Origin of the sequence: Prochlorococcus sp. MIT 1318 (assembly GCF_047304505.1) — a bacterium.
GTDB classification, from domain to species: domain Bacteria; phylum Cyanobacteriota; class Cyanobacteriia; order PCC-6307; family Cyanobiaceae; genus Prochlorococcus; species Prochlorococcus marinus_D.
Genome location: NZ_CP138958.1, coordinates 770,215 through 796,674 on the forward strand (window position 1 = coordinate 770,215; position 26,460 = coordinate 796,674).

The window sequence follows — 26,460 nt, forward strand, 5'->3', positions numbered from 1 at the left end:
TCCTTGATTTGTCATTGGCTGATCACGATCACTCCCTTTGGATTGGTTGCTTGTTTGCTTCCTGGTTTCCGTCTAAAGAATGGCCTGCTGAGCGACAGCTTCCTTTGGGGCCCATACTCCCTGAGCAGTGTGGTCTTTTTCTGGTGGTTGCCCTAGTTGATGTGGATGTCGCACTTGCACCCTTGATCATTAGGCATGCGTAGCTTATTGCCGTTGGCGTTGCCCCTCAGTGTGTTGTTGATAGGCAGCTGGCGATTGGCGGTTACTTCTAAATCTCCTCATTCGGCTGAGGTGTTGATTCAGAAGGAGAAGCAACAACCACTTCCTGACTTGACTGTGCCTCCTCCTGGAACGGGCATAACTTGTGATCAGGACCCTTCACTTGATCAGGATTTGCTAGTGGAAGGACAGCGTCTTGGTATCAAGGTCATTTCAGGTACTCCTCAATTGAAGGGTAAAGATGGTACTTACCGTGCAGAACCTGGCCGTTTTGGAACGATCACCTTGAAACCAAGACCGATGAGTGCTGAGGTGCGATGCAAGTTGATCAGCCATGAGTTCATTCATGTGCTGCAGCATATTCACGGCGATCTCAGGGGCGTGCCGACGTTGGCTTGGCCTGCCTCCGCTGAGCTTATAGAGCTCACTGGGTCTAGGCAAGAAGCGGAGGCTTATCAGCATCAGAACAGAGTTGGCTATGTCTTGCGAATGCTTAGGGCGGTGCCGACGTTGAGCTAATGATTAAGCAAGCCGCCCTGATACTTGAGTGGCCTACCATTCTGTTGATTACATAGAAGTTCTGGATTGAGATGTGCAATTGCAGCTCATTGATGAGTCTGCCGTAGACATTAAAAAGCTATTGACAATTGATTATTGACCTTATGCTATAGATTTTGAACAGTATTAATTGTGAGATTTGACGAATAACTGCCACATTCAGTAGGACGAGAAATCACCCTTGATTAGTGTATTATCTGCTGAGCATTTTGTGCATGAATTCAAACAAGTCTAGGCTTTAATCGAGGACAGTGGGCCGTTAATTTCTTTTCATCAAACCTCGTAAATCATATACGCACCATTGCTTAATTGAATATTAGCTTACGGCCAGTTAGTTGCACTGAAAATTCACTAAATATAAAGCTTGTTTTCACATCAACTTATTTGTCAAATGAATACTAAAAGTCAAGTAGGCATGTCTATGCATATTAAGAAGTTAATAGCATTTAGCTCATAGCGTAGAGCAGAGTGCATAAAAGAGGCAGGAATATTGTTCCAATTGATCTTATATCTTGTTAAGAAATTGACATATTAAATCGACTCTCCTTAGGCTTAATTCTGGGTAGGTAGGCGGGCATATGTGAGAGCAGGAGAATCCTATAGAGTTATTTAGAGTGCCATGGAAAAATGTATCAGAGCTTTTAAGCACGACAGGCTGTTGATTTAATGTATATTTATATACGTAACCTGTAAGTGGTATTTGGTCTGAATAATTCATGATCTTATTGTATAGATAACTGTCATCAACTTTTACTATTGTCTTGTATGAAGATGAAAATGATCCCATTAAGATGTCGTCATAGACTTGATACCTAGAAGGATCCAGAAGTAATTTGTATTTATTCATTATTTGCCTTCTCTTGAATATTTTATTATGAACACATTCTAGATTCCTGGCACCAAAAGCAGCGATGAACTCTGACATCTTAGAGTTCAGACTTTGATATTTAAATAAAAGCGGATTATCTAAGCACATACCAAACTGACGAAAACTTTTGGCTAGATGAATATCATTTTTGTGCAAAATAAGTGCACCTCCTTCACCAGCCGTTAGATTTTTGGTTAAATGAAAACTATGAATCGCCATATGACCGATAGATCCAGCTAGTTTGCCGCAAATAGTTAAAGCATTAAATGCTTGTGCAGAATCTTCAAGGTATAAAATATGATATTTATTTGAAATTGCCAATACTTTTTCCCAATGTTTAGAAATAAAGCCTCCAATGTGAACGTCTAAAATCGCAAGAGGGTGGATGTTTCTTGAGTTAAGTTCGTCAAGAGTACTTTCTAGAGATATGGGACATATACCAATGCCACTCTCATTTGTGTCAACTACATGAATAATTAGATTCAGTGCCGCTGCAGCTTGCCACGTAGCAATAAAAGTATTATTAGGTAAAATTATATGATCACCGGGCTTAGAAACACATGACAGCATTGTTAGTAATGCTGAAGTCCCCGAGGAGGTGCAAATAACTTTTTTATCTAGATAGAGCTTCTCTAACTTTGTCTCAAATTTTTTTACAAACCGATCATTAGTTAAAAAGCCTCTATTGATGATCTTGATACAGTCAAAAAGAAATTTAACTTGTAGATGGACCGGTAGGGAATAATCGAAAATGCGGGCTAAAGGCATAAACAGCTAAGTTCCTTCTACATAGTGATTAAGGTCAGAATCACGCAGAATTGATATTGATGAACAACTAGGATAGGGATTTGAATGTGAAAAGTCATTGATAATTAATCTTGGTGAATGCGGTAGATTCATCACTAGTTGGAAATTTTTAAAGCCAAGTTCGACAAGATCATTAAATGTTTTGACACGATACTCTTCAGATCTAGATGTAGAAAAAATAAAAGTAGCTCCCTTATCTTGAAGGGAAAGCAGACAATTAATGTTGCTGGATAAGGGCTCGCTCTTATCAGCCCATGTTTTAGTTCCAAACATACCTCTATTTTTGAAGATGACTCCATCAATATCACAGAATATAGATGAATAAGACTTGGCAAATGAAATAAAGTCTTTTTTAGTCCCTAAGTCTTTGAAACCAGAAACTTTTTGAGCCCAGAACGGCATTCCTGATTCGATCATATTTTCAATTACGTGGCTAATAAATATTTCACCCTGGGTCTCACTAGAGATAGCATTAAAGGCCTCTAGAAATTCAGACGAATGTTGGAAACTATAACCACCAACTGCAATTAAAGGAGAAAATAGCATTTTTTCAATTATTCTATGAACTCTATTTTGAGAATCAACCTCTAGTGAACTTTTAGAGCAAAGCCTTTCAATATTATTTTCTTTAGCATCTGCAAAACAAACTTTATTGCCTGAAAGTTCTATGCCTGACGGAAGTGAAAATAGGCTATCACAATCTTTAATCGTAACTTGCCCTTTTATTGATAGTGATTCTATGATTACTTTTACAGTATATGCAGGTCCTCGAAGAGTATGATCAATTATTTTAATTTTAGGGATTATATCTGAAAATTTTGAAAATACCTGTTCTATGATGGTTGAAGCGTGATATTCTTCATCGTGCTCCTTCAATACTCCAAAAGCAATATCATTATAGTTTTTCAGTAAAGGAGCTAGAGATTCATAGAAAAGCGGCTTACCATTAGGTAGAGTATACAAATATTTTGGTTTACCAGGACCATACCTACTTGATGACCCAGCACAAGGTGCAATTAGAGTAGATCTAGGCATCATTTCTCCCTAGTTTCGATTCAATATAGCAGGAAAGTGATGTAGCAAGTTTTGAATGACTATCTAAATATTGTAATACACGCAAAGCTTCAACCATTATAAAAAGATGCTCAACTTCAGGAAGAGATATAAATCGATCAGTAAATATTCCTTTTAGCGATTGATGCATTTTGAGTATGAAAAGAGAAATGGAGGTTTTGATTGGCAAAAAGTTTCTCTCAACTTGAAAAGATAGTCCAAATTCCAGATCAAAGATTAGCTTGAAGTAATCTGCTAAGATATTATTATTAAGGTAATGACGAATAGGGTCTATGAATACCATATTGCCTTTGGAGACAATGATATTGGACAGTGTCAAGTCTCCATGCACGGCATTGTGCTTACTATTAGAAGATAAGAGCTGAATACTATCCCTATGCTTGTGGAAATCATTTTCCAAAATAGAGACAAGGTATAGATTAAAGGCATCCATTTTTCCAAGATTCCTTGATTGAATATTACTAGTAATTAGCTTGAGCTTATTTATGGCTAGCTCATATAAATCTGATTCAACATTGGATTTTGATTTATTTATTAATTCCAACATGTAGCTGACTAAAATTTCTCTATAGAGATGATGATCGCGAGAAATCATAACATTTGGGTTCGCAAAAGAGTGACATAAAGTGTCACCTTCTATATATTCCATATCTATGAAAAAAGGATGGCTATTATTGCTTCCAGAGGCAATAATGCATGGCATTCTTATTAAATAATTATTCCATGATTTCATAATCTCTGCTTGTTGCATTAAGGTTGAAATCCCAGTAGAGGATAATACGTACTTTTTTACATAAAGTTGTTTTTCACTTAGGTATAAGTCGACACCTGCTCCACTTAATCCATTCGATAATGATTTTATCTGCATACTTAGATGGCTAAGACATTAGCTAGAATTGGTTCTAATGTTTTGTATGAACAGAATTTACAATGATCTATTTCTTGCTTGTTATTTGCAAGTGATTCTCTTAAATCAGCTATTGGTCCTGAACTTCTTAGCTGATCAAGGTTGTCTATGAATATATTCCCAACTGATTTAGTGGAGGTATTCATGCAGCATATTTTTAGACTCCCATCGACTGTCATGTAAATCCCCTCTCTTGGCCACCAACAGTCCTTAAAATCCCATGGAGATTTTCCTTTAACTTTGTGAGAATATGGGATTAAGTATTCTTTTACTTTTTGGATCTGAGTATGATCAATTTCTTTTTCTTCGCCCCACCATTGTGCAATATTTATTCTCATATCATCGATAAACTCATATTGATCAACAAGGTTATAGACTGCTTCTAATGACTCAACATTTTGGGCAGTTGCTACAAAATTGATTTCATAGCGTGGCTTAACCATTTCACTATTTAATTTGTAGTAAGTGTCAATTTCATTAAGTGAATTAATTAGCGTAGTCCATTTCGAACCAGGCCGTGCTTCTTCATAGGTTTTCTCATAACCATCGATTGAAAGATATAGTAAATTCAAATAAGATGAGGCATTAAAGAACTTCTTGGAAACCTTATACTGAAGATTAGTTGCACTAATAGTAAAGCAATTTGGGAAATATTCTTTAAAAAGCATTGTCACTTCATCAAAATTAGGGTGGAAAAATGGTTCTCCAAGACCCATTAATTTAGCTTCACTAATAGGCTCGTTTTTTAAGATATCCAGGCAAATCTTCCATTTACTCATGCTCATATGACGCAAGTTTTGTGAATTTACAACCTCACGCCTATTGCAAAATACACAATCTAAATTACAATGATTAGTCGTCTCAAGGTAAACATATTTAATAGGCAGATCTTTTAACATTGAATAAAACTAGAATTTCCCTTTAATTATTATAGCCCATCCCATCCCTTTCGCCATTGCCAGGAGAGAACATAAAGGATGGACTGAAAAGTTGCTTCTGTTAGAGTATTTATCTATAGGATAATAATTAAATACTTTCTTTCTCTGCAGCATTAGACCTAAGATTAAGTTTATACTAATTCTTCTATTTAAACAATGCGCTAACATCAGAGTTTAGTGATCTGTTGAGTTCAACATACTAATAAATAGATATTCTGGTCAAAATCATAGATTTCAAAGGATTTCACTAATAATAAGCTTTTTAGCACAGATTATTTTGTGATTTGACTATAGTTCAGAATTAGCGACTTCTCTTCTCTGCTTAAAGCCAAAAGTTTGATCTTGTCGAAATTATTTGACTAATTTAGGACATTTGCCTCTAACCAGATTGATTTTGACTCTTGATAATTAGAGATCATTTACACGAGCTTTAATTTAATTAGTATGCATAGCAAGTGTCTAAGTTAGACTTATAGGATCAATAGCGGTTTGATTTGCTTGGCATACAATATCCTATCAAATACAAATTATTTTTATAGATTGCTTTCATTTCTAGTTATTTAGCCTAAAATTGAAGTAAACTCAACTCCTTATTGAGAATACTTTTTGGGTTGATTCTTTCATTGCCAAATGACTCGAGATCGATCTTCTCCGATCCTCTTGATTTATATTAAGAGTGCTATAGAAAGCGTTTGGGATAACTTGTGATCACTCTATAAATTTGCACAAAATGCTTGCCTTCGATTTCCTCTCAACGATTATCACGCTAAAGCTATAAATCCCATCAACTAAGAATGTTTGGGATGATTAGTCCATTAATTTGAAAAAATATATATCGTAACCATTACTAAAGCCTTGCTATTCTGAGGGCTTGTTTAGAGGACTAATTAACGGCATGATACAATTATTTCTAATAATGAACTAGGCCTTGAAAATCTTTATTAATCATATATCTCGTTGCGGAGGTACGTCTTTGATGGAGTACTTCAAGAACTCTTTTGAGGGAGAATTGATTATTATCAATTCTCGATTGATTAAGTCAGATAAAGAATTAATCATGGCATTTCATAGATATGATAATTCACCAAATGCAATCATGATTGGGCATACTCACCAACCTTCTTTGGCTAATCGTAAACTAGTAATTAATTTTTGGAGCTCTATATATAAGATATCCGATATCAGATTGACAATCCTAAGAAACCCTATGGAGAGGTCTATATCTTGGATAAAAGCCGCAGGAAATTTAAGTCTTAATGATGATTCCGAACACGGCATTCCATTTCGCTTTAAAGGATTAAATCAAAAGTCTCTAAAAGTTGCTGAGAAGATTGAATTCACTAGAGGCAATCGTTCTAGCCTTTGTGATAATATATATAGTTGTATTCTTCCAGATAATTTTTATGCAGACAGCCCTGATAATACTAACATTGCAATGTCTTTGAATAATTATCCAATTGAATTGCTATCTAGCATTAACCCAAATTATTTTCTTACACCATTACCACTTAGGTCTCAGACACAGGTCAATGCCTATAATAACCTCTTCATTTCTGGCCTTGAGTTCAACTCCCTCCGTCAATATCTTGAGATACCTGAATATGAATACTACGCTCTCGAAAATATTAATCATTTGGTAAATAGACTAGAGATTGATGGCATTACAAAGCCTGGTTTTCACGTCCCTCACATTAATAGTATTGAAGCAGACCCACAGATATCATTAGTACTACGTACTAAGCTTACAAATCTTTATCCTGAAAGCTTTCTGTTGTGGAAGCACTCGGCCAATATATTTTAATCAGTAATAATATAATTTGACTCAGCAGAACAGATCCTTTAATTATAATAATTTATAACCAAGAACTGCCCAATGATATTATTGGAGAAGTAGCATTAATAAATAACCTTGCCGATATAGTAAAGCTTACTATACATGTAAGCACACAAACTAATCTACCTGTTGATGTTTAATTTTGAGGAACTTACATTTTGATCATATCCTTTTCGAGATTAATCACAGATATATATACCTAAATATTAGGGAGTATCCACATTGATACCTACAAGATATTATACTTATCTCACAGTCTCAATCTGCAAGGATGCTTTTGGACCCTATACCTAATAATGTTATTGTAGTGCCTGGCCTTGTTAAGGAGAACCTATCGGATTTTAAATCACTTCTTCATGCTGTTGAGGGGCATGCATTTGCAATAATATGCACAGAGGACTATTGCATTCCAAATTTGGAGATATTTTATGATTTCCCTCATGCTTTAGTTTATATATTGACTCCTCATAATAAAGCCGGTAAAGAACAAGCTCAACTTCCACATCAATTTTTGTACCAATGGTATAAATTCAACAAATGCCTGAAACTCGCTTCATGTATTGAACGAAAATATTCAATGCGCATAAATAACATCTTTAAGCTTCGTCCAGATTATTTCTATCCTAATATGGATGTTTTAGTTGATCTCATTAAAACCACTAAAGACATATCTGATGATTATATTTATACTGAGTCTGATCGCGTATTTTTTGGCTCACGTGATACTATTTTTTCGCTTAGGCATATGTTAGATATCTCATTATCCCTTTTAGTTGGGAAGCCAGACTACTACTATCCTTTAAATTTTGGCAATTTAGCAAAATCAGATTTAAAAAGCTTTCGCTGGGAAAGATGCAATTTTGATCGCCGAATATTTGACTACAAATCCGTATCATCACTCTTTTCACTTAGGAATTCTAATATTCAAAATTATGCAGAAATTGAAACTTACAAAGAGATATCTCCTCCAACAGCTTCTGATATCTACTCATTCCATACAGGTAATCGTATTTTCCCAGGAGAAAGAAGTTATGCTTGGTTCCTCAATGTTCATGGTATTGTTGCGAAGAGACATGCAGCATTGCTTGGATCGATAATTCGTTGACGCTACATCCAATATATTCTTGATGTAAAATTAATAGTCTGATATCTTGTTATAAAACTCACAGCCTTTGTAGATCTATTGAATTCTTATAGATAACAATGCAGGATCGATATTTTGATTGATCTTATCACTTTCTATTGCCAATAGATTTTTGAGTTGGATCTCTAAATGATCTACTGCGCATTGAAGAATTGCACGATTTTGACATTCTCTGATCACAGCAATTTATATATTGTAAAATAGTTACCGTGTTTTTTATTAGACAATTTTAAATCACCAATAATAAAGAATAAAAGCAGTACCTTAGCCAAAGCTCTACTTATAATTTAATTTAGATAGTAATTCTAATTACAAACCTTCGAACCAAAGCGAATATAGATCATAAAGCTATCGTAAATAAATATCTATAAATTTTTAGCCTACTTGGAAAAATATTTATACGTTACTCAAATTAGTTAGTGCCTGGACTTATGATTATTGGGCAGCTTGTGATTGAGAGACTGAAACAGTAATTCATCATATACAACCATCGAAGGAGCTTACATTAGACATGATAAGATGGATATTTACATTCAACCATAATTATGTTCAAGAGGATATTATTCTGCCATATTCCTAAAACTGGCGGCTATAGTTTCCTTCGATGGTTAAAAGCAAATATCTACGAATTAAACGATCAAGAGCGACAGAATGAACCCTCCATTATCAAACAAAAACTTTTTGAATCAGATATTGTGGAGATTCATGGGGGCAAGCCAATATCAATATCAAAGATTTTAGGAGAAGATACTTTACCCTATCTAAAAGAGTCTTTATTGATTTCTATCATTAGAAATCCAATACAGCAATATGAAAGTTTATGCAAGGATGCTTACTTTAATAAAGCGTATCTTGATTTGCCGCTAGCAAGTCGTAGCTTTAAGAATGGCTCTATAGAAGGTATTTACAATCAGAGTTATAAGGACTTTTGCTTTGATATGAATTCAATATTTCGACTTTATGAATCATTTTGGTGTCATCAAGGCACTTCTGATTCTCATGCAGACAAAGCCCAATACAAGGCAATTGAATACTTACAGGAAAATCAACTTTTTTCCCAACTTTCAACAAGAATGGTGAATAGTAATTATATTTTTAGGCGTAATTCACAGTCTTCTTATCTGCACACTGCATTCGGTAGAGAATTTGTCATAAAATCGATTGAAAATCCTACACAAAGCCTTTTTTTAACAACTGAGCTGCTAGATAGATCATTTGCAAGATTAATAAAAAATTCAGAGGCATTTAGAAAATTTACAATATTTTCCGAGCTTCCAGCAATAGATGAAGCACAAATTTTACGTGATCTTGGAGAATTACACGTGAATGTGACCCACCAGATGGCAGCAAAAGTTTCCAAGTTATCACAGGAGAATGCATATAAATTCCTTGAACTAAATAAGTTAGATCATACATTATGGCATGCAATGTCATCTTTTTGGTCAAGAATCTTAGATAAGTAGAAAGAAGAATGCATTAAAGAAATCTAATCTCATGCATCGATCCAAATATATATAAATTCACCTTAAACTTCTATACATTGATGGTCTTGCGTATTATTAATGAACATTGTGGACTTAGGTAAAATATAAACTCATTCTTAATGAACTCTCTTTAGAACCGCATGTGTATGTAAGAGGCTCTATTAATTATGGTATATATTTTAGCTACTGTCATTGGGGAACTTTATAAGTACTGTTTCTATATAGCAATCTTCCATGCTGTGCTTTGCCCCAAAAACTACTCGTATTGAAATCTGGTTCGTAACCATAATGAGATAGAAATTCTGTACACGTTCTTTCCGAGGGATTCTCTTCATAAAAACCTGAAATAGAGTTGATTGTAACTTCTAGATCAATACTCTTCACGTTAGGCAATAGATTAGTTGCTCCTTTCAAAACTTCTAATTCATAGCCTTGTGTGTCTACAACCATTAGATCTGTAGCGAAAAAATCCGGATTCCTGTTGATAGCAGCATTCAATGTTGTTGTGAATACTTCATAATGTAATGGAGGCTTGTCTACTCCGCCGCCATGTGAACTTAGTTCCATCGAATCCATTCCGAATACAGATCTGATTATTTCGACTTTTGGCTTCAATAAGCTTGCCAACCCAGAACTTCTACCTTCAAATGAGGTTAGTGTATGCCTCCCAGTTGCACTAGCGAGTCCTAATGGATAAAAAATAATATTAACCATATAGTTCGATTTTATATAATCAATAGCAGCACTGATTATTTTAAACTTGTCAGGATTTGGTTCAAAAAGCATAATGTTCCTGGCTTTTAATTTACTTACATAAAAAAGAAGCTCTTCTGCCTCATGAACACCAACATGAATAACAGTATTAACTAAATGCCCCAAATTATCATAATGCGGTATATTTTTAACGAATTTATCAGGGTAGTTGAAAAGCATTCTTTTGCCAGTAGATATACTATAATTTTACCCTATAAGTACCAGGCTTTTATTCCTTTCCAGTATAAGTGGTTACTTTTCATTAGAACCAGAATGGAAGCATGTTAACATATGCGCAAATACTTTCTTGATCTTTAAGCGATGAAAGAATTATTTGACAAGATTAGCTTAGCAATGCATCGTATATCTGCTGAAAATTTAAATCAAACAAAACTTTTTTCTTCTGGTTTGACCGAAGTTGCTAATCTTGAACTACAAGCGTTGCTTCAGGATAAATTTGTTCATCACACTCTTTCAAGCCTTGATGGATCAGTTAGTCCGCGCGTAGCGGATTACTTCAATCTCGTAGAGACTGTTTTAGCGCTACGCTTTGATGAAACTAATTTGTACGTTAGATCTAATATCGAGTACCAAGCAGGACATCCTGGACCACAGTTTTGGGAAACATCTGTAAATGCTTTATCTAATAAAAAGTATTTGATCGAAGCTTATCCATGGCAAAACCTTGTTTCAACAAACCAATTATTCGAATTTGCAAAGAAACATAACCTACCATCTTTAATTAAAAACCTCAGCCCTTCGGCAATCTATCAAATACATTTTTTCTCACTTAATACCTCCAACCAAAGATCATGGAAATACTTTTTGAGTGGAAAAAACCTAACCAATCTTTTTTCCAATAAAAATGATTTTTTAAAATTTTGTAAGTTCGAGCATTTTGAATGGCTTGCTATAAGAGAGCATAAAATTTCAACCAGTCCGCTTCAAAAACAGAAAACCACAATTTCTATTTTTGTTGATTCATTAGATAGACGAATATTTGAGAATCCTTTACTGGCAAAGATACTTCCAAATTTGTTTTCTTTAAGAGACAAGGGGACTTTGTTTAGGGGCTTTACTTCCTCAGCATCTTGGACATACCCAGTACTCTCTAGCATTTACAGTGGAATTAATTCAGCTATTGATTTACGACTTTGGAGAACTCCATGGCCAGCTGATCTTTTCCTTAAGGCTTCTTTGCCTAACTTAGATAAAAAGGATGCCCGTCTCTTATTATTGCGAGAAAAATTACACCAAGAATACCTAAACTTTAAGTACCATCCTTTTTCCCTTACTAGGAATATCTCAAATTCGAATATATATGGCATGAAAAACTCATTAAATCACTCCTGGAGACATGGAATGAGTTCATACTATACAACTTCGATGGAAAAATCTGGCTTTAATACTAATGCGGCGCTTAATGAAATGTCTCCTGTGTTTAATTCATCGAATTCTGATCGCTTAATATTCATAGATTTGGACCATGCTCATAGACACACTATACCAAAAATAAATTATCCGCATCGAGATGCATCGATTGACTTTGATGATTTAAAATTCCTAAATAGTATGATAATGGCGGAGAATACTATAACTGGTTCTATACATCCAGATAAAGTTTCAATCTATCTAAGAAGATATCAAGAAATTGATAATTCAATAGGAGCCATTGTTGATTATTTTGGTGACTCTGCGAGTTATCTCCTCTTTTCCGATCATGGTTCTAGTTTTGTAGATTACATTACTGATGAAGACCTCAGCAATCATCATCTAAGCAATCAATCTACTTCTTCATCGGTATCTTTAAATAAGGTTGCAACCCCTACGCTACTTTACGTTAGCGCAAACACTCAACTTCAAGCTCAAGAACAATTTTCAGAGGAACTAGTTTCCTCTCAAGATATATATGATATTATTAAGTTCTTAACTTCTAAAAGTTCAAATTACACATCTAGCGTGCTTACAGATAATGAACTTCTTTCGTCCAGGTTACCTTGCTTTTTTGGAGGTCCTGGTCGTGCAACTTGCTTAAGCTCTGGCTATGCTTATAGTGGTTCAAAAGAAGCAGTGTCTATAGAGCTTATGGCCCGTTATAATAATTCAGTCACTTATAAAAATATTCCATTGCTAAACGATGTTCAAGATGCCTTTGTATCACTAACTCAATGCCTGAATACACTTTAAATAGTAACAATGACTATTAAAAAAATCCGAGAATCATTACTTAACTCCCATTCTACAAAAGGTATTGATTTATGGAATAAGGCCTCCGAAGTCGTATTAGGCGGATGTGGATTGCTTTCAAAGAGGCCTACAAGATATTCTTCCAGAACATGGCCTACCTATATGAAAGAATCAAAGGATATATTTATTAAATCTCTGGACAATATTACTTATGCTGATTTTACTGAGTTTTCTATCGGTTGTTGTCTTTTAGGTTATCGATCAAAATCCCATAATAGCATTTTAAAATTGCTGAAGAAGCAATCACCTTTGTCAACCCTTTTATCTCCTTACGAGCCAGAACTTGCATTTAAATTAAATGAATTTTTTAGTGAGTCAAGGGTATGGAAATTTTGTCGAGGCGGAGGAGAAGCACTAGCCATTACCGCAAGACTTGCTAGAGCCATATCCACTAACACTCGTATTTTAGTCTGTGGTTACCATGGCACTCATGATTGGTACCTTTCTTCAAACCTTAGTATAAAGGATGGGCTTAGTCAGATATTTCTCAAAGGCATCACTCCGAATGGTATTCCACATGAATATTCAGGTACAACGATTAATATTTCACAGCTAAATGCTCAAACGATTGAACATAGTATCCAATCTCACCACCCTGGAATTATATTCTTTGAGGCATGTAGGTATAAGCTACTCGATCAAAACTGTGTCAAGCTACTCCAAAAATTCCAAAATGAAGGAGGTATCCTAGTTGCAGATGAAGTTACGAGTGGCTTTAGATTCAATTCGAAATTAGCTACCTTTGAATGCGGCATCATCCCTGATTTCATTGTATTAGGAAAATCATTAGGCAATGGGTATGCGATATCAGCGGTTGGAGCATTGAAGAAATATCATGATAACTTACAAGAATGTTTTTTGAGTAGTACCTATTGGACAGAGTCTATAGGTCTTAGAGCCGGTATTCTTACCCTAGAAGCATTTAATGATTGGGAGACAATAATTTCTCAGTTAAATACAAATGGCATGATTATTCATGATATGATTAACAAAGCATTTAACGCTTCAAGGCTCCAAGTAACTATCAACAATATCCCTACCATGATTAATTTTGAAATTTTACCTCAGTTAGGATTTACCTCCATTGAGTTGCGAACCTTATTGATTAGTCGAATGTTGAAACTGGGATTTCTATTTAGTACAACTATATATCCTTCTATTCGACACACAAGACATTACTCACATCGGTTCGGATCAGCTTTATCAAGTGTCTGTAGCCAGCTAGGTGATGATATGCTTGATAATTCTTCATTATTAAGAATTGAACTAGAAAAAATTGGCCCAGTTGAGCAAGGCTTTTCTAGAACACAAAAATTATGACAACTATTTGCCTCACACAGGCCAGATTAACCTCCACTCGTTTGCCAAACAAGATTTTAATGCCAATCACCCAAAAGCATAATGCCCTATCTCTCCTACATACACGATTACAACAATCCAAATTGCTGGACAATCATATTTATATAATACCGTATACTCCTGCAAACCAAAAACTTAAAGAATGGCTTGACTACAATCAATACAACTATTCAGTTGGACCAGAGTATGACCTTCTTCAAAGGCATTTGATTTCTTGTCCTACAGATACGAATACAATAGTTCGTATTACAAGCGATTGCCCTTTGGTGGACCCAACTTGGGTTGATGTTGCTATTAGCCTCTTCAAAGCACTTGACATTGACTATATTTCAACATACACACCTGCTTCAACATCAAAATTTTGTAATGGTAGCGATATAGAGGTTTTTAGCTTTGATACACTTAATATGCTAGCAAATAATTTTTACGAACAAAGGGATAAGGAGCATGTTACGTTTCCACTTTGGGATGGACGAGCACAGAACTCTTGTATGACTTTAAATTCTTTGATTCAGGATCCTATTAACGATGTTCGAATCACTTTAGACTATCTAGAAGATCTTACAGTCTTAAGGACTTTAGGAGAACAATTAGATCTTGAGTCAGCATCGCTTTCTGATATTGTTAAAGCCTATAGATCATCTTCTCTTTCAAGTCTTAATGGACATTTTCAATACGATGCCGGCTGGAACTAAATCACATATATTACTCATACTTGGAAGCAGTGGTAATATTGGCACATCCCTACTTCAAAACGTCGATGAACTCCTAAACAAATATAAGCATATCTACTGTATAGACATAAATATCAATGGAGCTATACCAGATTCGCGATCAACCAGCCTTTCCTTTATCGAAGCTGACGCAGTCCATACAGAATACTTTCAGCATCTGCCTGTGTCTTGTGATTTATTTAAGCTTGATGCATTAAACCTTATAGCCCATGACTACCCCGTCACCTCTTTGGGTTTATCTGATAAATTTAACAGCCCATTTCAACTGTCTACCCAGCAATATATTGCTTCATTAGGTGTTACTGCAGGATCCTCATATAACCTGATTCGACAAATACAAATGTACAATTTTATTGATCCGTCGATATGGTTAATAGGCTCTATATATAATCAAATCTTACCAGACCCTTTTTTATATTCCGACAACTCTTCCGTCTACAAGCCCATAGCTTATTCTTCAGGTAAATATGCGCAACTTCCTTTGCGAGATCAAGCCGCTCGATTCTTTGCTCCTACTGGAGGTAGATGTAACTCACTATCTTTTGGAGGAATAAAATCTTCCCAAGACCATGAATTCATTAAAAAATACAGCAGCCTCTGCCCTGCTGGAAGGCTTGTTGATATTTCCGAAGTAACTTCAACTATAATATGGGCACTTATTCATTCACCAGATTCTATGAACGGAACAGATCTACTTGTAGATGGCGCGTTTCATTTGAAATAGAATTAAGTGAACGTTTATATACTAGGAGCCGGTCCAGCAGGTCTTTCTCTCTCTTATTACCTATCTAAGCTCGGCATAAAATCTACAGTATTTGAGTTGACAAATCATATTGGTGGTATGGCACGCACTTGGACATGGAATCATTTCTTGTTAGAGACAGGGCCACATTTACTTCATACGCCTTTAAAGGATATTTGGGATGATTGGAAACTACTCCTAGGACCAGATCTTATTGAGCAGCAATTTTTCTCTGCGAATTACTTGTCCAACGGCTCCCAAGAATATCTGTTTGACTATCCACTCAATTTGCCGCAGGTCTTAACGAGTAGTTATTGGTCAACAGAACAGCTGGAATCTATTAAATCGGAACTATGCGATAAGCCTGACTTGCAGATGCTTTCGTCAGCCACTTCGTTTTCTGAATACGTGGATGGCTTAGTCGGCTCTACTTTATCAAATATATTCTTTAAACGCTACCCTGAGAAGGTATGGGATATTTCTACAACTGAAATGCTCCCTGACTGGGCACCAAAGCGACTACGCACATGTGACTCTCAAGAATCATTTTTTCAGGACCAGTACTCAGGTATATCTAGATATGGTTCAGGTGACTTGTTTTCAAAAATTCAGAAATCTATTACACTTCAAGGTTCAATTATTAATTTGAATGAACCTATCACTTCAATTAATATTCACCATAATCATGTGCAATCATTCGAAACAACCAAAAGGACTGTCGATGTTAATTCAGAAGATTTAATCATATCTACTATTCCTATTTCTAATTTCTCTAGATTACTTGGATTTGATTTCAGCATCAAATTTAGAGGCATAGCATCCGTTTATCTTGCATTTGAGGACATACCTACTCTTCTACCCGATCCATACTCTTGGTTGTATTTTTCTGATAATTCTGTATTTAATCGCATAACAGAACCTACCAAACTTTCTAAAAGTCTAAATCTCCTTACTAGTGACCGTACATACCTTGTTTGCGAGAAGGCTATAACCCTCGACTCATCGAGACCTTATGATTCTCTTTCATCTCAAATTATAGAAAGCACTAAACGTGACTTTAATAATATACCTATGTTTTCAAAGTACAATATTGATAAATCAGCTATCAATATTGAACCTTATGTCTACCCTATCCAAACTCATGCCAATAAACTATTGTATCGAGAGATAGCATCTAGAATTATAAAAATTAACAACATAGAGCTTATTGGAACCGGTTCTAACTATGCTTATAATGACATGCAAGTTATTTTTAAGCAAGCTAAGGAGATGGCTCAAGATATATACAGTTCAAAACGAGGCACTTCGCTTTTAATGAGCACATTTTCCAAAATGTGCTCCTCTTCTTTGGATACTACTAAAAACATAGACAGTATAGATGAACCCTCGCTTTCACTAATCGCAGAGATTGGAATTAATCATAATGGAGACGTTAAGAGACTTTTGCAGCTAGCAACTAAAGCATGTGAAACTTCTGATATTGTAAAAGTACAATACTTTCAATTGCCAGACCGAATTGGTGCTCAAGTCCGTGAAGTTAACTATGTAGAAAAAGCCCAAGATGTAGAAGAGTCAATAGCTGATACTTTAAAACGTTGTGAACTAACATTAGATGATATCCAACTTGTTCGCGAACAGGTATATAATAATAACAGAAAGTTCATGTGTACCGTCTTTGGCATTCAGGATTCCAAAGATATTTTATCTTTAGGAGTCGATCATATTAAGATTGCCTCGATGGATTTAAATAATTACCCTCTGCATAGATACATTGCTAGTTATTCTAAACCTCTTCATGTTTATATCTCTACCGGTATGTCAACTATACAAGAAATAAATGCAGCTCTGTCGATTTATAATGATTCTCTCCATGAATTACATCTTCTGGCTTGTACATCTAGCTATCCAGCTCCAGATAGCTCCCTTAATCTTCGTTCAATCTCCTATTTACTTGACTTAAACCCAACTCTTGGAATTGGCTATTCTGATCACTCAGTAGGAGTTAATGCATGCTTAGCTGCAATTTCACTCGGCGCCACTATACTTGAGGTTCATTTTACAGATGATAAACGCGTATCAGGACCAGATCAGATGTTATCTAAAACATCCAGAGATATAGAGCACATAAAAGAGTTTTATTCTTTTTATAGCTCAGCTAAAGGTCTGCCAAATAAAGCTTTACAGCCTGCAGAATATTTTACCTGGAAGACGCAGCGAAAATCCTTATATGCTCTTGGCAATATCTCTAAAGGTGAAGAGATTAATTACCATAATGTTGCTTTACGCTCACCACCTCTTGGCATCTCCCCTGTACTTTTAGAAAATAATTGCTTAATAGCTTCTTCTGATATCATCGACGCTCATCCAATTACTTTCTCTAACATTTCTTTTTCGAATGACTGACAAAACAATACCATCATTTAAATCCTTACTTTTTCAATTAGGTGATTTCGCAAAGTCACGTGGGATATTTTTGATATTTAGCCTTTCATCAAGCATTGAATTATCTAATGGCTGTTACTTAGGAGGGATTAGATTAACAGACTCATTTTTACTGGTATCTATTGTAAACATTTCTCAGCAAGAACTTGAACCATTAGCCCCTCTACTTGATTCAATCTCAACTGCAATACTTGTAGACGTCGAAAAAAAGCATCCATTTCAAAACATAGATACGACTATTGACCCATCAACCTCAACGAAAAATTTTCGACCAATATATTCTAATATTTTTGCTGCCTCTATTGAACTATTTACAAGTTCACTTATTATTCCTTGGTCACCAAGCAGAATCACTTCAGAATCAGCAGTAAAATATTTACGCAAATTTGTAGGAGGCAATCTAAGTGGCAATCATGTTACAATAATAGGATTAGGAAGTATAGGCTTTAAGTTAGCTCTCTCACTGGTAGAGGAAGGATGTAATGTATCATGTCACAGTCGAAATAATGAGAAGACATCTAGACTAGTTCACTCGATTAATGACATTAAATCTTCCTACACAATTAGCTCTGCTGTACACTATACCAACATTCACACCGCCATAGCCTCTTCAAGCATCTTGATTTTAGCAACAAATTCCAAAGCTTTCTTAGATATTAAGCAACTTATGTTTAGAGACATTTCTACTTCCTTTATACTTGATGTAGGCAAAGAAAGTCTTAATGCACATACTCGAGAGTATATTTCTCAAATTGATGGATTGACCTATCAACGATTAGATATTGGTCAAGACATCATTCAATTCATCAACGGAAATCTTTCTGGAGAAGTATTAACATCATTTCCACGAACAAAGCAACATAATATTCATGGATCTATCCGTAATCTAGTCAGTGGTGGCTTCTCTGGTAAATCAGGTGATTTGGTGGTTGATGATGCAAATTCACCAAGCTTTATACTAGGTTATATAGATTCAAACAATAAATATGTTTCTACGCCCCAAATAATTTCTCATCATTAAGCTATTAATTCTCTGCCATGCGTCAAAACTCTAATTTAAATCATGTTGATTTTAGCCAATTAAAAAGTGGATCATACCCCCACAAAGATGATTGATTATTAAATGCAGCCTCTTTGAATACACTATAAATCTTAGGTCCGTATAAATCAAGCAATACCTTTGACTTGTCTGAGTTTAATCTTTCCAATATGAAAGCTGTCAGGTGAAATTGTCTGTATAGGTAAAGTATTAAACAGGCTTTCAAAACATCTTCCTCATTCATATAATTTAGATTATTTAGCATCTCCACTCGTATTAATAAGAAGTCAAACTGATGTATACACCCTTGAAAATAAGGTGCAAAAACATGCTCTTTTTTTATTTCTTCAATTAACTTACTCTCAGAGCTAGGATAAAAATAGGTCTTCCTCATATCAAGTAATCTATAACCCATTGCTTCATATTTCCGTAGACCATCTGCCATCGATTCACTAGGCCCTCTTTCTCCTACATTAATCTCAACTTCTAGTAATAAAGGATTCTCTATCCCATTATTATTTACTATAGATTCTATACATTCAATTTCCGCTCCTTCAAGATCTGCTTTTAAAAAGATACAACTCGAGAGATTATCCCTCACTACTTCAGCTAGACACTTGCAATCTATGACAGATCTTTTTAGATTTGTAGGTTTTACATCTTCACTCCATCTTGATAATATATCTTGACATGGATAAAATGTAGAGCCTCCACCTTCAGGACTTTCGAAAAAGAATCTTTTCTCGTTATTACCAGAAATGAACGTTTTTATGGGAATTATATTAGCACTTATCTCCTTGTTAGCCATATATGCATTTGATGCATCCTTCGTATCATTTCGTCCTTCTATACACAGACAGCCTCCATCTAGAGATGTTAGTGGAATTAGATAGGAATCTGCTGCACCAAAACTTCCTAAATCAGCCCATTCAAAAGTACCAATTAGATTTGCATGGTTTATAGCGCTATAAATTTTGCATAATTTCTCAACACTTTTCATTTTATCTTAAAAAATTAGATTGGCACGTACATTCTATTCAGAACGACTTTTTAAATTTGGTTTAATAACCTTTTGCTACTTACCGCATCCTTGTTAATTTCTTATCCCTGATACAAGACCTTGAAAAACCGGACGACTAAACCTTCTATTGTCTCCACCTCTATGAAGGCACTCAACCCCTTTAAATACCACGGCACTTAAATATGCAGGATCAACTATCTCGGTTGTACTGTCACTTGAAAACTCCTTTCTACTCCCCCTTTTATTTAGCATAGGCATATGTGAACTTAGCAGGAAAATACTATAATCTTTAAGACATGGCAGCTGTATAAATTTGCATGTTTCATTCCAGTTAATTGATTGTAGTATAGTCCTTATATGAGAACCTGTATAAAGATTATTTCTAAAATTTGATCTGATACAAAATGATCCATCAGGCTCTGGTTGAGATGATAGAAAGCATAACACTTTTATAAACATTGGATCTCCATCAAAATGCCAAACAACTGAATCAACATCACATATTTTCGGAGCATGTAATTTAATTTGCCCACCTACTGTTATTTTTAAATCCTTAAGCCTATCATATTTTGACATTACTTCTTTTATCCCAATAGAGATACATTTTGACAATCTGGAATCTGGCGAATAATTGCATAGCAATTGCTGAAAATTTGATTTTTCGACCGTCGATTGATATTGTCTGTTTAATTGAGATAAAGTACCTTCCACTTCTTTCACCATTTCATGTTCCATTTTTACCTTTAGTCTCTCGTAATTAAAGTATCCTCCTTTGACAATAGAAGAGTACGGCTGGGTAAATCCAGAGGTTAAATAACGTTTGGTTTTCTTCCACATAAACTCACTCATATTTTCCTTACTAACTTCGTCCAGTTTCACTTTACTAAAGGCCACATTTATAAGCTCTCGAATTCCTGTTTTTATATCAGGATCAATAACCGTGCTTGTATGTCTTTTTTCAATTTGCTCATCAACTTTCCTGTCCAAACTATCTACTATTTTATCAATTGTATTTGTATGTATTATGCCATCAAGTCCATTTTCATTGATGCTCATCATTAAGCTATCACATGGGCTAATACGTTTTAGAATCACTTTTTCTTTGTCGCCTCTGAATACCCACTCTTAACACTGCACATAACGAGAGGCTCTCTATATTTCATATACACTATAGCGTTTGCCTCCATATAGCTAAGCAACATTTTGTTTTTAGTTACTTCACTTCTACTTTCTTTGTATTGATTTAGACCTACATACTCAACTCTCAGGATGTTCATGATGTATTGTGACGCTGTCAATAACATTGCCGACTGATTAGGTAATTTATAATCTTCTTTTAATTCATATGACCGTGTTGCCTTTTTGGGGACATCCCATCCAATTAACCTTGTTACAATATCATCTATTCTTAAGATTCCATTGATTAGAACTACACCATTTTTTGCAAACCTATGAACTTTATCGGGTAATAAATCTATCTTGCTTCTTATAAGTGTATACTCCCCTATACAAAAAAGCAGATCACCAAATACTTTTACTTCCTCGCTTGTATTTGCATCTGAATCATTGTAGTTCTTAAAAATAGAGACTTTTTCTGTTCTTTTAACAATAATATTATTTCCTTCTTCGTAAATTTCCCTGACATTCTTACGATCAACCAAATCATTTTCTATCTTGCTATCTGAGCCTCTTAATGCTTCATATGCAATTAAGTAAGTATCTATCGCTTTCGCTTGACTTATTAGTGTATGCCTAAAACTAGCAAGATCTAATCTATCATTTTTCGCCAACAAGCCTATTTCCCTGAGAGTGTTTCTGCTGATTCTATTTAATGCATTAGCTACATTTTGATTTATATAGGATTCTTTCCCTGAGAATATTGCATCCCACATTAACCAGCTTAACAAATGCTTGTCTATAGACTCTAGCTCAGAAAAACGTTCTCTAACTTTTTGCTTGTTCTCGATATAGTCTATCATCAATATTTTCAAGCATTCCATCTCTGTTATTTCACCAACATTCATTTTGGCATCAGCAAAGTCAGCAAATGGACTATCTTGAAATGAGACGAAACCTATACCACTATATGCTAATTCAATCGCAACTGAAGAATGTGGTACAAATACTATATCAGCACCCTTACAAATTTCGGTAACTGTATTCTTAGCCTCTGGCCACAAAATTTCCACTTCATTATCTAGGCTGAGTAGTTTATTGACTATCAAATGTTGACAGGTCAGGTCAATTCTTGATATTGTATCTGGATGAGGCTTGATTTTGATTCTTATCTTTAACTCTTTTTTTATATTTACTAGTATCTCTATCAATTTCAACTGCAATTCCAACAGTAATGTCCCATTATCGTCAAATGCTTCATCTGTTGAACTCATAAATACTATTATCAGGATTTCTTCCAAATCACTATCCTTTATCATGCCTTTTTGATATTTTTCTATTTGAGACTCCTTCCAAATTCTTGATGTTGTATTACCTTTCTCAAGATACTCTCTTTGTATCTTATCCATGATCAATGGGTATAACTTAGGCTTCCATATTTTCAGATAATCCCTCTTAAAATAATTGTATTCATATTGGTCTAATGCACTTCTGTTAAGCCTTATATTATAGATACCATCTACGCGTCCTCTTTCATGTACAACAACATTCAAACATTTAATTTCAGCCCATCTAATGAAATCTGAATGTGGACTTAACCTTCCATTAAACACAACTCCCAGACAACTTATATTGTCCCCAATTTGAATATTATTTTCAAAGTATTCTATCAGTTCTTTACTTTGAGTATTGAGCTCCACGAACATTTTGCTTGAGTTTTGAATGACTCTTGTCATTGACAGTTCATCCAATCTATAGTAACTACATAGCTCTGAAAGATAATAAGGCCGGTCAAATACAAAATCTCCGCTGCAATTATTGCTAATTCTCTTTTTTGTCGAATTTGAATTTTCATTAATGAACTTGATGTTTATTTCAATGTTTTCATTTTGAGCCAACTCCTTAAACTCTTTAATAGAGTTATCCCTTGATAAGATACAGCTTCTGCATATTTCTTTATTCGAATAACCCTGGTCTCCATAATTCTTTTTTAAGTCACAGTGTTTAAGTTTTCCATTGCACATAATTATTGTCAGTAATTCAGGCTTGAATGAACTGATCATCTCTTTTACTATAAATAAATCACAGTCAGTGTGATACTTCCAAAGGTGAAACACACTTAAGCAGATTAAATTCTTCACTTTTCCACTTTCATCAGTTCAGCATTTGAAATTTCAGCATTGCTCACTTTCACTGCTTGTGTATTAGCTTATCCAATGGTCATTATTTTTGGTCAACTGTTTTTTTAATTACTACTTACTATTCTAACACTACTTCCCCATTTCTAGCCATTATTAGTATTTCTTATGTATGCTATGCTTTTGTCTTGCTCAATTAGCTTTTCCTCGACCTAGCTTCAGTTATAATTACAAGCACATCAACTTGCAGCATGAAAAAAGCTATAGTAACAGGTAGTCTTGGTCTTGTTGGTTCATATGTCTCTCAAATCTTATCGGAACAATCTTTTTATGTTATAGGTATAGACTGTGATGTTCGCGCTCAATTATTTCCTGACGTTTCTTTCTTAACTCATCAACAAATCAACCAACTCAACCAATTGTCAGGAGTTGATGAACATCATAGTATTGACATTCGAGACCAAAGCAGCATAGATACACTTATTTCTCAGAAAATATCTGATGGTTCCTTAGAAATTATTATCCATTGCGCTGCCCAACCTTCACATGATTGGGCATCCTCATCACCTTTGACTGATCTTAATATTAATCTTCTAGGCACAGTATATATCCTTGAAACCCTGAGAAAATTTAATTACTCAGGACTTTTTGTTCACCTAAGTACTAACAAGGTTTATGGGGATATTCCTAATAGTCTTCCCCTCGATGAATTAGACTCAAGATATGACCTCAATAATACTCACCCCTTTTATATGGGTATTGACACTTCCATGAGTATTGATAATAGCACTCATTCACTCTTTGGTTGTTCGAAAGCTTCTGCCGACCTATATGTGCAGGAGTATTCGCGATACTTTGGCTTAAAAGCTTTAATTTTACGTGGTGGCTGCCTTACAGGATCACGCCACCGAGGCGCAATGCTTCACGGCTTTTTAAGTTACCTTGTCAAGACAGCAATTAATAAAGATGAATATAATATTCTAGGCTATAAAGGTAAGCAAGTAAGAGATAACCTTCACGCCAAGGACATCGGACATTTGGTGACATCTTTTTTTCTAAATAAAGCTAATATACCTTCTGATAAATATCCGATTATAGCGAACCTAGGAGGTGGCAGAGACAATTCAGTATCAATTCTTGAGACAATAGATATCTTATCTTCTTCTTTTGGCCTCAAGTTCCCATACAAATTTGTCGATGAGCCCCGCATTGGAGACCATCAATGGTATATCTCTGACTTTAGTAACTTGTCCCAACTTTTTGGTTGGAAACCATCTTTAACTATTCATGGCATTCTCGAGGATATTATTAATAATACATGAAGACCCTTTCAATTGCAATTGTTTCATGCTCTAAGTTTTCGAGCAGATTAGTAAATATCTTGTCTAATAATGACACGACATTAATGGATTATGACTTTAAAGTCTATTCACGAGAGCCAACTTCTTTTTCTTTTAATTACTCATACGATGAACTGACACGCGAGCGATGGCTATCATGCCTCTCTATTATATATCAAAGTCTTAAGGATAATATGCAATTATTAGGTCAATCCGATTCTTTCCCTCTGCCGGAAATATTCCCTGATTCACAACCTATGGAACAACTCCCACAATGGATGTTACCTCGTCGCCTCACATTAGGAGACCTTAGTGTAATATCTAAGCATTTACGAGCTGTAAACGACTTTCTAATTACTTCTGAGGACTATTTACTCATAATGGAAGACGATGTCATTCTTGCACCACAAGCAATTTCACAGTTAAATAGATTAATTCAAGAGCATATATTTGATTTTATTGATATAGCGGGGGGAGATGGCTTAAAAGTTCATGAACATCACCTTTCCCTTCTGGATACTTTCTATTTGGAAGAAAAAACTAATTGTGCGACTCGAACCGCTTGCGCTTATATACTATCCCGAAACTCTGCTTCTGTGGTTTCCACCACACTTTCAAGTCCTGTAATGCCAATAGATTGGTCCCTTTCAGTAGCTCTTCATTCACGTAATCAACGTATGGGTGTGTATTGGCTCGATGGTGACATTATGGTCCACGGTAGCTCCGTTGGGTTAGTCAAATCATGGAGACAATCATAAATGCCTTTTGCAATAAGCTTTTGCGATTTCTGGGAAGGTCACGATCCCTTCAATAACATAATAACTAATACTATAAGGCAGCATATTGCACCTAATGTACAAGTCTCTACTACTCACGATGAAGCTGACATCGTTTTCGTTACCATATACGGCTCGAATCATAAGAGAGTAATTAATAACTATAGAGATAAATGTATCCTTTGGCTAGGCGAGAATAAGCGACCCAATGATTATGGATGTCCATTTTCCATATCCTTTGATTTTCATAATTATAATAATACAAACTTTCGTCAACCCCTATGGTATTCAGAAATAGACTGGTACGGTACAGGATTAGGTGTTGTTCACATAGATAATGTTCAGGCTGAACTTGTTGACCGACTAAACTTGACTCCTGATGACATCATTGACCATGAATTCTGCATCACCGTATTCAATAATCCTGAAGGAGAACGTGTACTATTATACCAATTACTTAATTCATACAAAACTGTCACTGGCTTTGGCAAACCTTTTGGCAACTGGTTCCCAACCTACAATGATTATAAAGACAAGATAGCTAAACTTAGTGGTTATAAATTTAATCTTTGCCCTGAAAACTCATACCAACCTGGATATTATACCGAAAAATGCATCCATTCTAAACTAGCAAAAGCTTTACCAATCTATAAAGCTGACTCTTTTGTGAAAAACGACTTTAGGCCATCATCCTTCATCAATCTCTATGATTACAAAAATGCAGAATCATGTTTTGAAACCATCAAATTACTAGACAAAAAGCCTGAATTACTAGTCGAGCGACTAAATGAGCCTTTGCTTCATTTCAAGCCTAATCTTGATGAATTCATCAATTTTCTACGATACTCTATAGGTACTATTCTTATTTGATTAGTGTATACGAAACCGCCCTAATTCATTCGCTCCAAGTTTCTAGTTTC

Annotated in this window: 21 protein-coding genes; 13 read left to right on the plus strand and 8 right to left on the minus strand. The window is 35.1% G+C overall.

Features of this window, described 5'->3' with window-relative positions; translation table 11 throughout:
- Window positions 1-195 precede the first annotated feature (195 nt).
- On the plus strand, window positions 196-738 hold the full coding sequence (locus tag SIB66_RS03905) for a hypothetical protein (protein ID WP_063405998.1): 543 nt from the start codon (window positions 196-198) through the stop codon (window positions 736-738).
- 544 nt (window positions 739-1,282) lie between these two features.
- Here the strand turns inward: SIB66_RS03905 and SIB66_RS03910 are convergent.
- The 4 genes from SIB66_RS03910 to SIB66_RS03925 are packed head-to-tail and all read right to left on the minus strand — an operon-like array spanning window position 1,283 to window position 5,332.
- On the minus strand, window positions 1,283-2,413 hold the full coding sequence (locus SIB66_RS03910; protein WP_063405997.1) for a DegT/DnrJ/EryC1/StrS family aminotransferase: 1,131 nt from the start codon (window positions 2,411-2,413) through the stop codon (window positions 1,283-1,285).
- A 6-nt stretch (window positions 2,414-2,419) separates the two neighbouring features.
- Window positions 2,420-3,487 (minus strand): hypothetical protein, encoded by a 1,068-nt coding sequence (locus SIB66_RS03915; RefSeq protein ID WP_413410255.1) that lies wholly within the window; start codon window positions 3,485-3,487, stop codon window positions 2,420-2,422.
- Entirely contained in the window at window positions 3,480-4,394 is a 915-nt protein-coding gene (locus tag SIB66_RS03920; protein WP_063405995.1) for a hypothetical protein, read from the minus strand. The genes SIB66_RS03915 and SIB66_RS03920 overlap by 8 nt, the downstream gene beginning before the upstream one ends.
- 2 nt (window positions 4,395-4,396) lie before the next feature.
- Complete coding sequence (locus SIB66_RS03925) at window positions 4,397-5,332, minus strand: radical SAM/SPASM domain-containing protein (RefSeq protein WP_074164564.1); 936 nt, start codon at window positions 5,330-5,332, stop codon at window positions 4,397-4,399.
- A 1,015-nt stretch (window positions 5,333-6,347) separates the two neighbouring features.
- On the opposite strand from SIB66_RS03925, the gene SIB66_RS03930 reads away from it, so the two are divergent.
- From SIB66_RS03930 to SIB66_RS03940, 3 genes are all read left to right on the plus strand, one after another.
- Complete coding sequence (locus SIB66_RS03930) at window positions 6,348-7,172, plus strand: hypothetical protein (RefSeq protein ID WP_063421764.1); 825 nt, start codon at window positions 6,348-6,350, stop codon at window positions 7,170-7,172.
- A 304-nt stretch (window positions 7,173-7,476) separates the two neighbouring features.
- Window positions 7,477-8,310: a hypothetical protein gene (locus tag SIB66_RS03935; protein WP_063405992.1), complete on the plus strand. Its 834-nt coding sequence runs from the start codon at window positions 7,477-7,479 to the stop codon at window positions 8,308-8,310.
- A 584-nt stretch (window positions 8,311-8,894) separates the two neighbouring features.
- Window positions 8,895-9,812, plus strand: coding sequence for a hypothetical protein (locus SIB66_RS03940; RefSeq protein ID WP_063421762.1), 918 nt, complete (start codon window positions 8,895-8,897; stop codon window positions 9,810-9,812).
- Window positions 9,813-10,022: 210 nt separating this feature from the next.
- On the opposite strand, the gene SIB66_RS03945 is transcribed toward SIB66_RS03940, so the two are convergent.
- Window positions 10,023-10,766 carry an FkbM family methyltransferase gene (locus SIB66_RS03945; protein ID WP_063405990.1) on the minus strand — a complete coding sequence of 248 codons (744 nt, stop codon included), beginning with the start codon at window positions 10,764-10,766 and terminating at the stop codon, window positions 10,023-10,025.
- Between the two features lie 141 nt (window positions 10,767-10,907).
- On the opposite strand from SIB66_RS03945, the gene SIB66_RS03950 reads away from it, so the two are divergent.
- From SIB66_RS03950 to SIB66_RS03975, 6 genes are read left to right on the plus strand one after another with little or no spacing between them, the layout of a single operon-like run.
- Window positions 10,908-12,773, plus strand: coding sequence for a sulfatase-like hydrolase/transferase (locus SIB66_RS03950; protein WP_063405989.1), 1,866 nt, complete (start codon window positions 10,908-10,910; stop codon window positions 12,771-12,773).
- Window positions 12,774-12,782: 9 nt separating this feature from the next.
- Window positions 12,783-14,153, plus strand: a complete 1,371-nt coding sequence (locus SIB66_RS03955) for an aminotransferase class III-fold pyridoxal phosphate-dependent enzyme (RefSeq protein ID WP_236070166.1) — start codon at window positions 12,783-12,785, stop codon at window positions 14,151-14,153.
- Between the two features lie 59 nt (window positions 14,154-14,212).
- Complete coding sequence (locus tag SIB66_RS03960) at window positions 14,213-14,887, plus strand: hypothetical protein (RefSeq protein WP_236070165.1); 675 nt, start codon at window positions 14,213-14,215, stop codon at window positions 14,885-14,887.
- Window positions 14,871-15,650 carry an SDR family oxidoreductase gene (locus SIB66_RS03965; RefSeq protein WP_063405986.1) on the plus strand — a complete coding sequence of 260 codons (780 nt, stop codon included), beginning with the start codon at window positions 14,871-14,873 and terminating at the stop codon, window positions 15,648-15,650. Before SIB66_RS03960 ends, SIB66_RS03965 begins: the two co-directional genes overlap by 17 nt.
- Window positions 15,651-15,656: 6 nt before the next feature.
- On the plus strand, window positions 15,657-18,071 hold the full coding sequence (locus tag SIB66_RS03970; protein WP_063405985.1) for an N-acetylneuraminate synthase family protein: 2,415 nt from the start codon (window positions 15,657-15,659) through the stop codon (window positions 18,069-18,071).
- Entirely contained in the window at window positions 18,064-19,131 is a 1,068-nt protein-coding gene (locus SIB66_RS03975) for an NAD(P)-binding domain-containing protein (protein ID WP_074160818.1), read from the plus strand. The genes SIB66_RS03970 and SIB66_RS03975 overlap by 8 nt, the downstream gene beginning before the upstream one ends.
- A gap of 40 nt (window positions 19,132-19,171) precedes the next feature.
- Here SIB66_RS03975 and SIB66_RS03980 read toward each other — a convergent pair whose 3' ends face one another.
- From SIB66_RS03980 to SIB66_RS03990, 3 genes are all read right to left on the minus strand, one after another.
- Window positions 19,172-20,149, minus strand: a complete 978-nt coding sequence (locus SIB66_RS03980; RefSeq protein WP_063421758.1) for an FkbM family methyltransferase — start codon at window positions 20,147-20,149, stop codon at window positions 19,172-19,174.
- Window positions 20,150-20,242: 93 nt separating this feature from the next.
- Window positions 20,243-21,265 (minus strand): hypothetical protein, encoded by a 1,023-nt coding sequence (locus SIB66_RS03985; RefSeq protein WP_063421756.1) that lies wholly within the window; start codon window positions 21,263-21,265, stop codon window positions 20,243-20,245.
- Window positions 21,262-23,349, minus strand: a complete 2,088-nt coding sequence (locus SIB66_RS03990) for a hypothetical protein (RefSeq protein WP_236070163.1) — start codon at window positions 23,347-23,349, stop codon at window positions 21,262-21,264. The genes SIB66_RS03985 and SIB66_RS03990 overlap by 4 nt, the downstream gene beginning before the upstream one ends.
- A 326-nt stretch (window positions 23,350-23,675) precedes the next feature.
- On the opposite strand from SIB66_RS03990, the gene SIB66_RS03995 reads away from it, so the two are divergent.
- The 3 genes from SIB66_RS03995 to SIB66_RS04005 are packed head-to-tail and all read left to right on the plus strand — an operon-like array spanning window position 23,676 to window position 26,410.
- Window positions 23,676-24,746, plus strand: a complete 1,071-nt coding sequence (locus SIB66_RS03995; RefSeq protein ID WP_063405981.1) for an NAD-dependent epimerase/dehydratase family protein — start codon at window positions 23,676-23,678, stop codon at window positions 24,744-24,746.
- Window positions 24,743-25,522 carry a hypothetical protein gene (locus SIB66_RS04000; protein ID WP_236073795.1) on the plus strand — a complete coding sequence of 260 codons (780 nt, stop codon included), beginning with the start codon at window positions 24,743-24,745 and terminating at the stop codon, window positions 25,520-25,522. The genes SIB66_RS03995 and SIB66_RS04000 overlap by 4 nt, the downstream gene beginning before the upstream one ends.
- Window positions 25,523-26,410: a glycosyltransferase family 10 domain-containing protein gene (locus tag SIB66_RS04005; RefSeq protein WP_063405979.1), complete on the plus strand. Its 888-nt coding sequence runs from the start codon at window positions 25,523-25,525 to the stop codon at window positions 26,408-26,410.
- Window positions 26,411-26,460 lie beyond the last annotated feature (50 nt).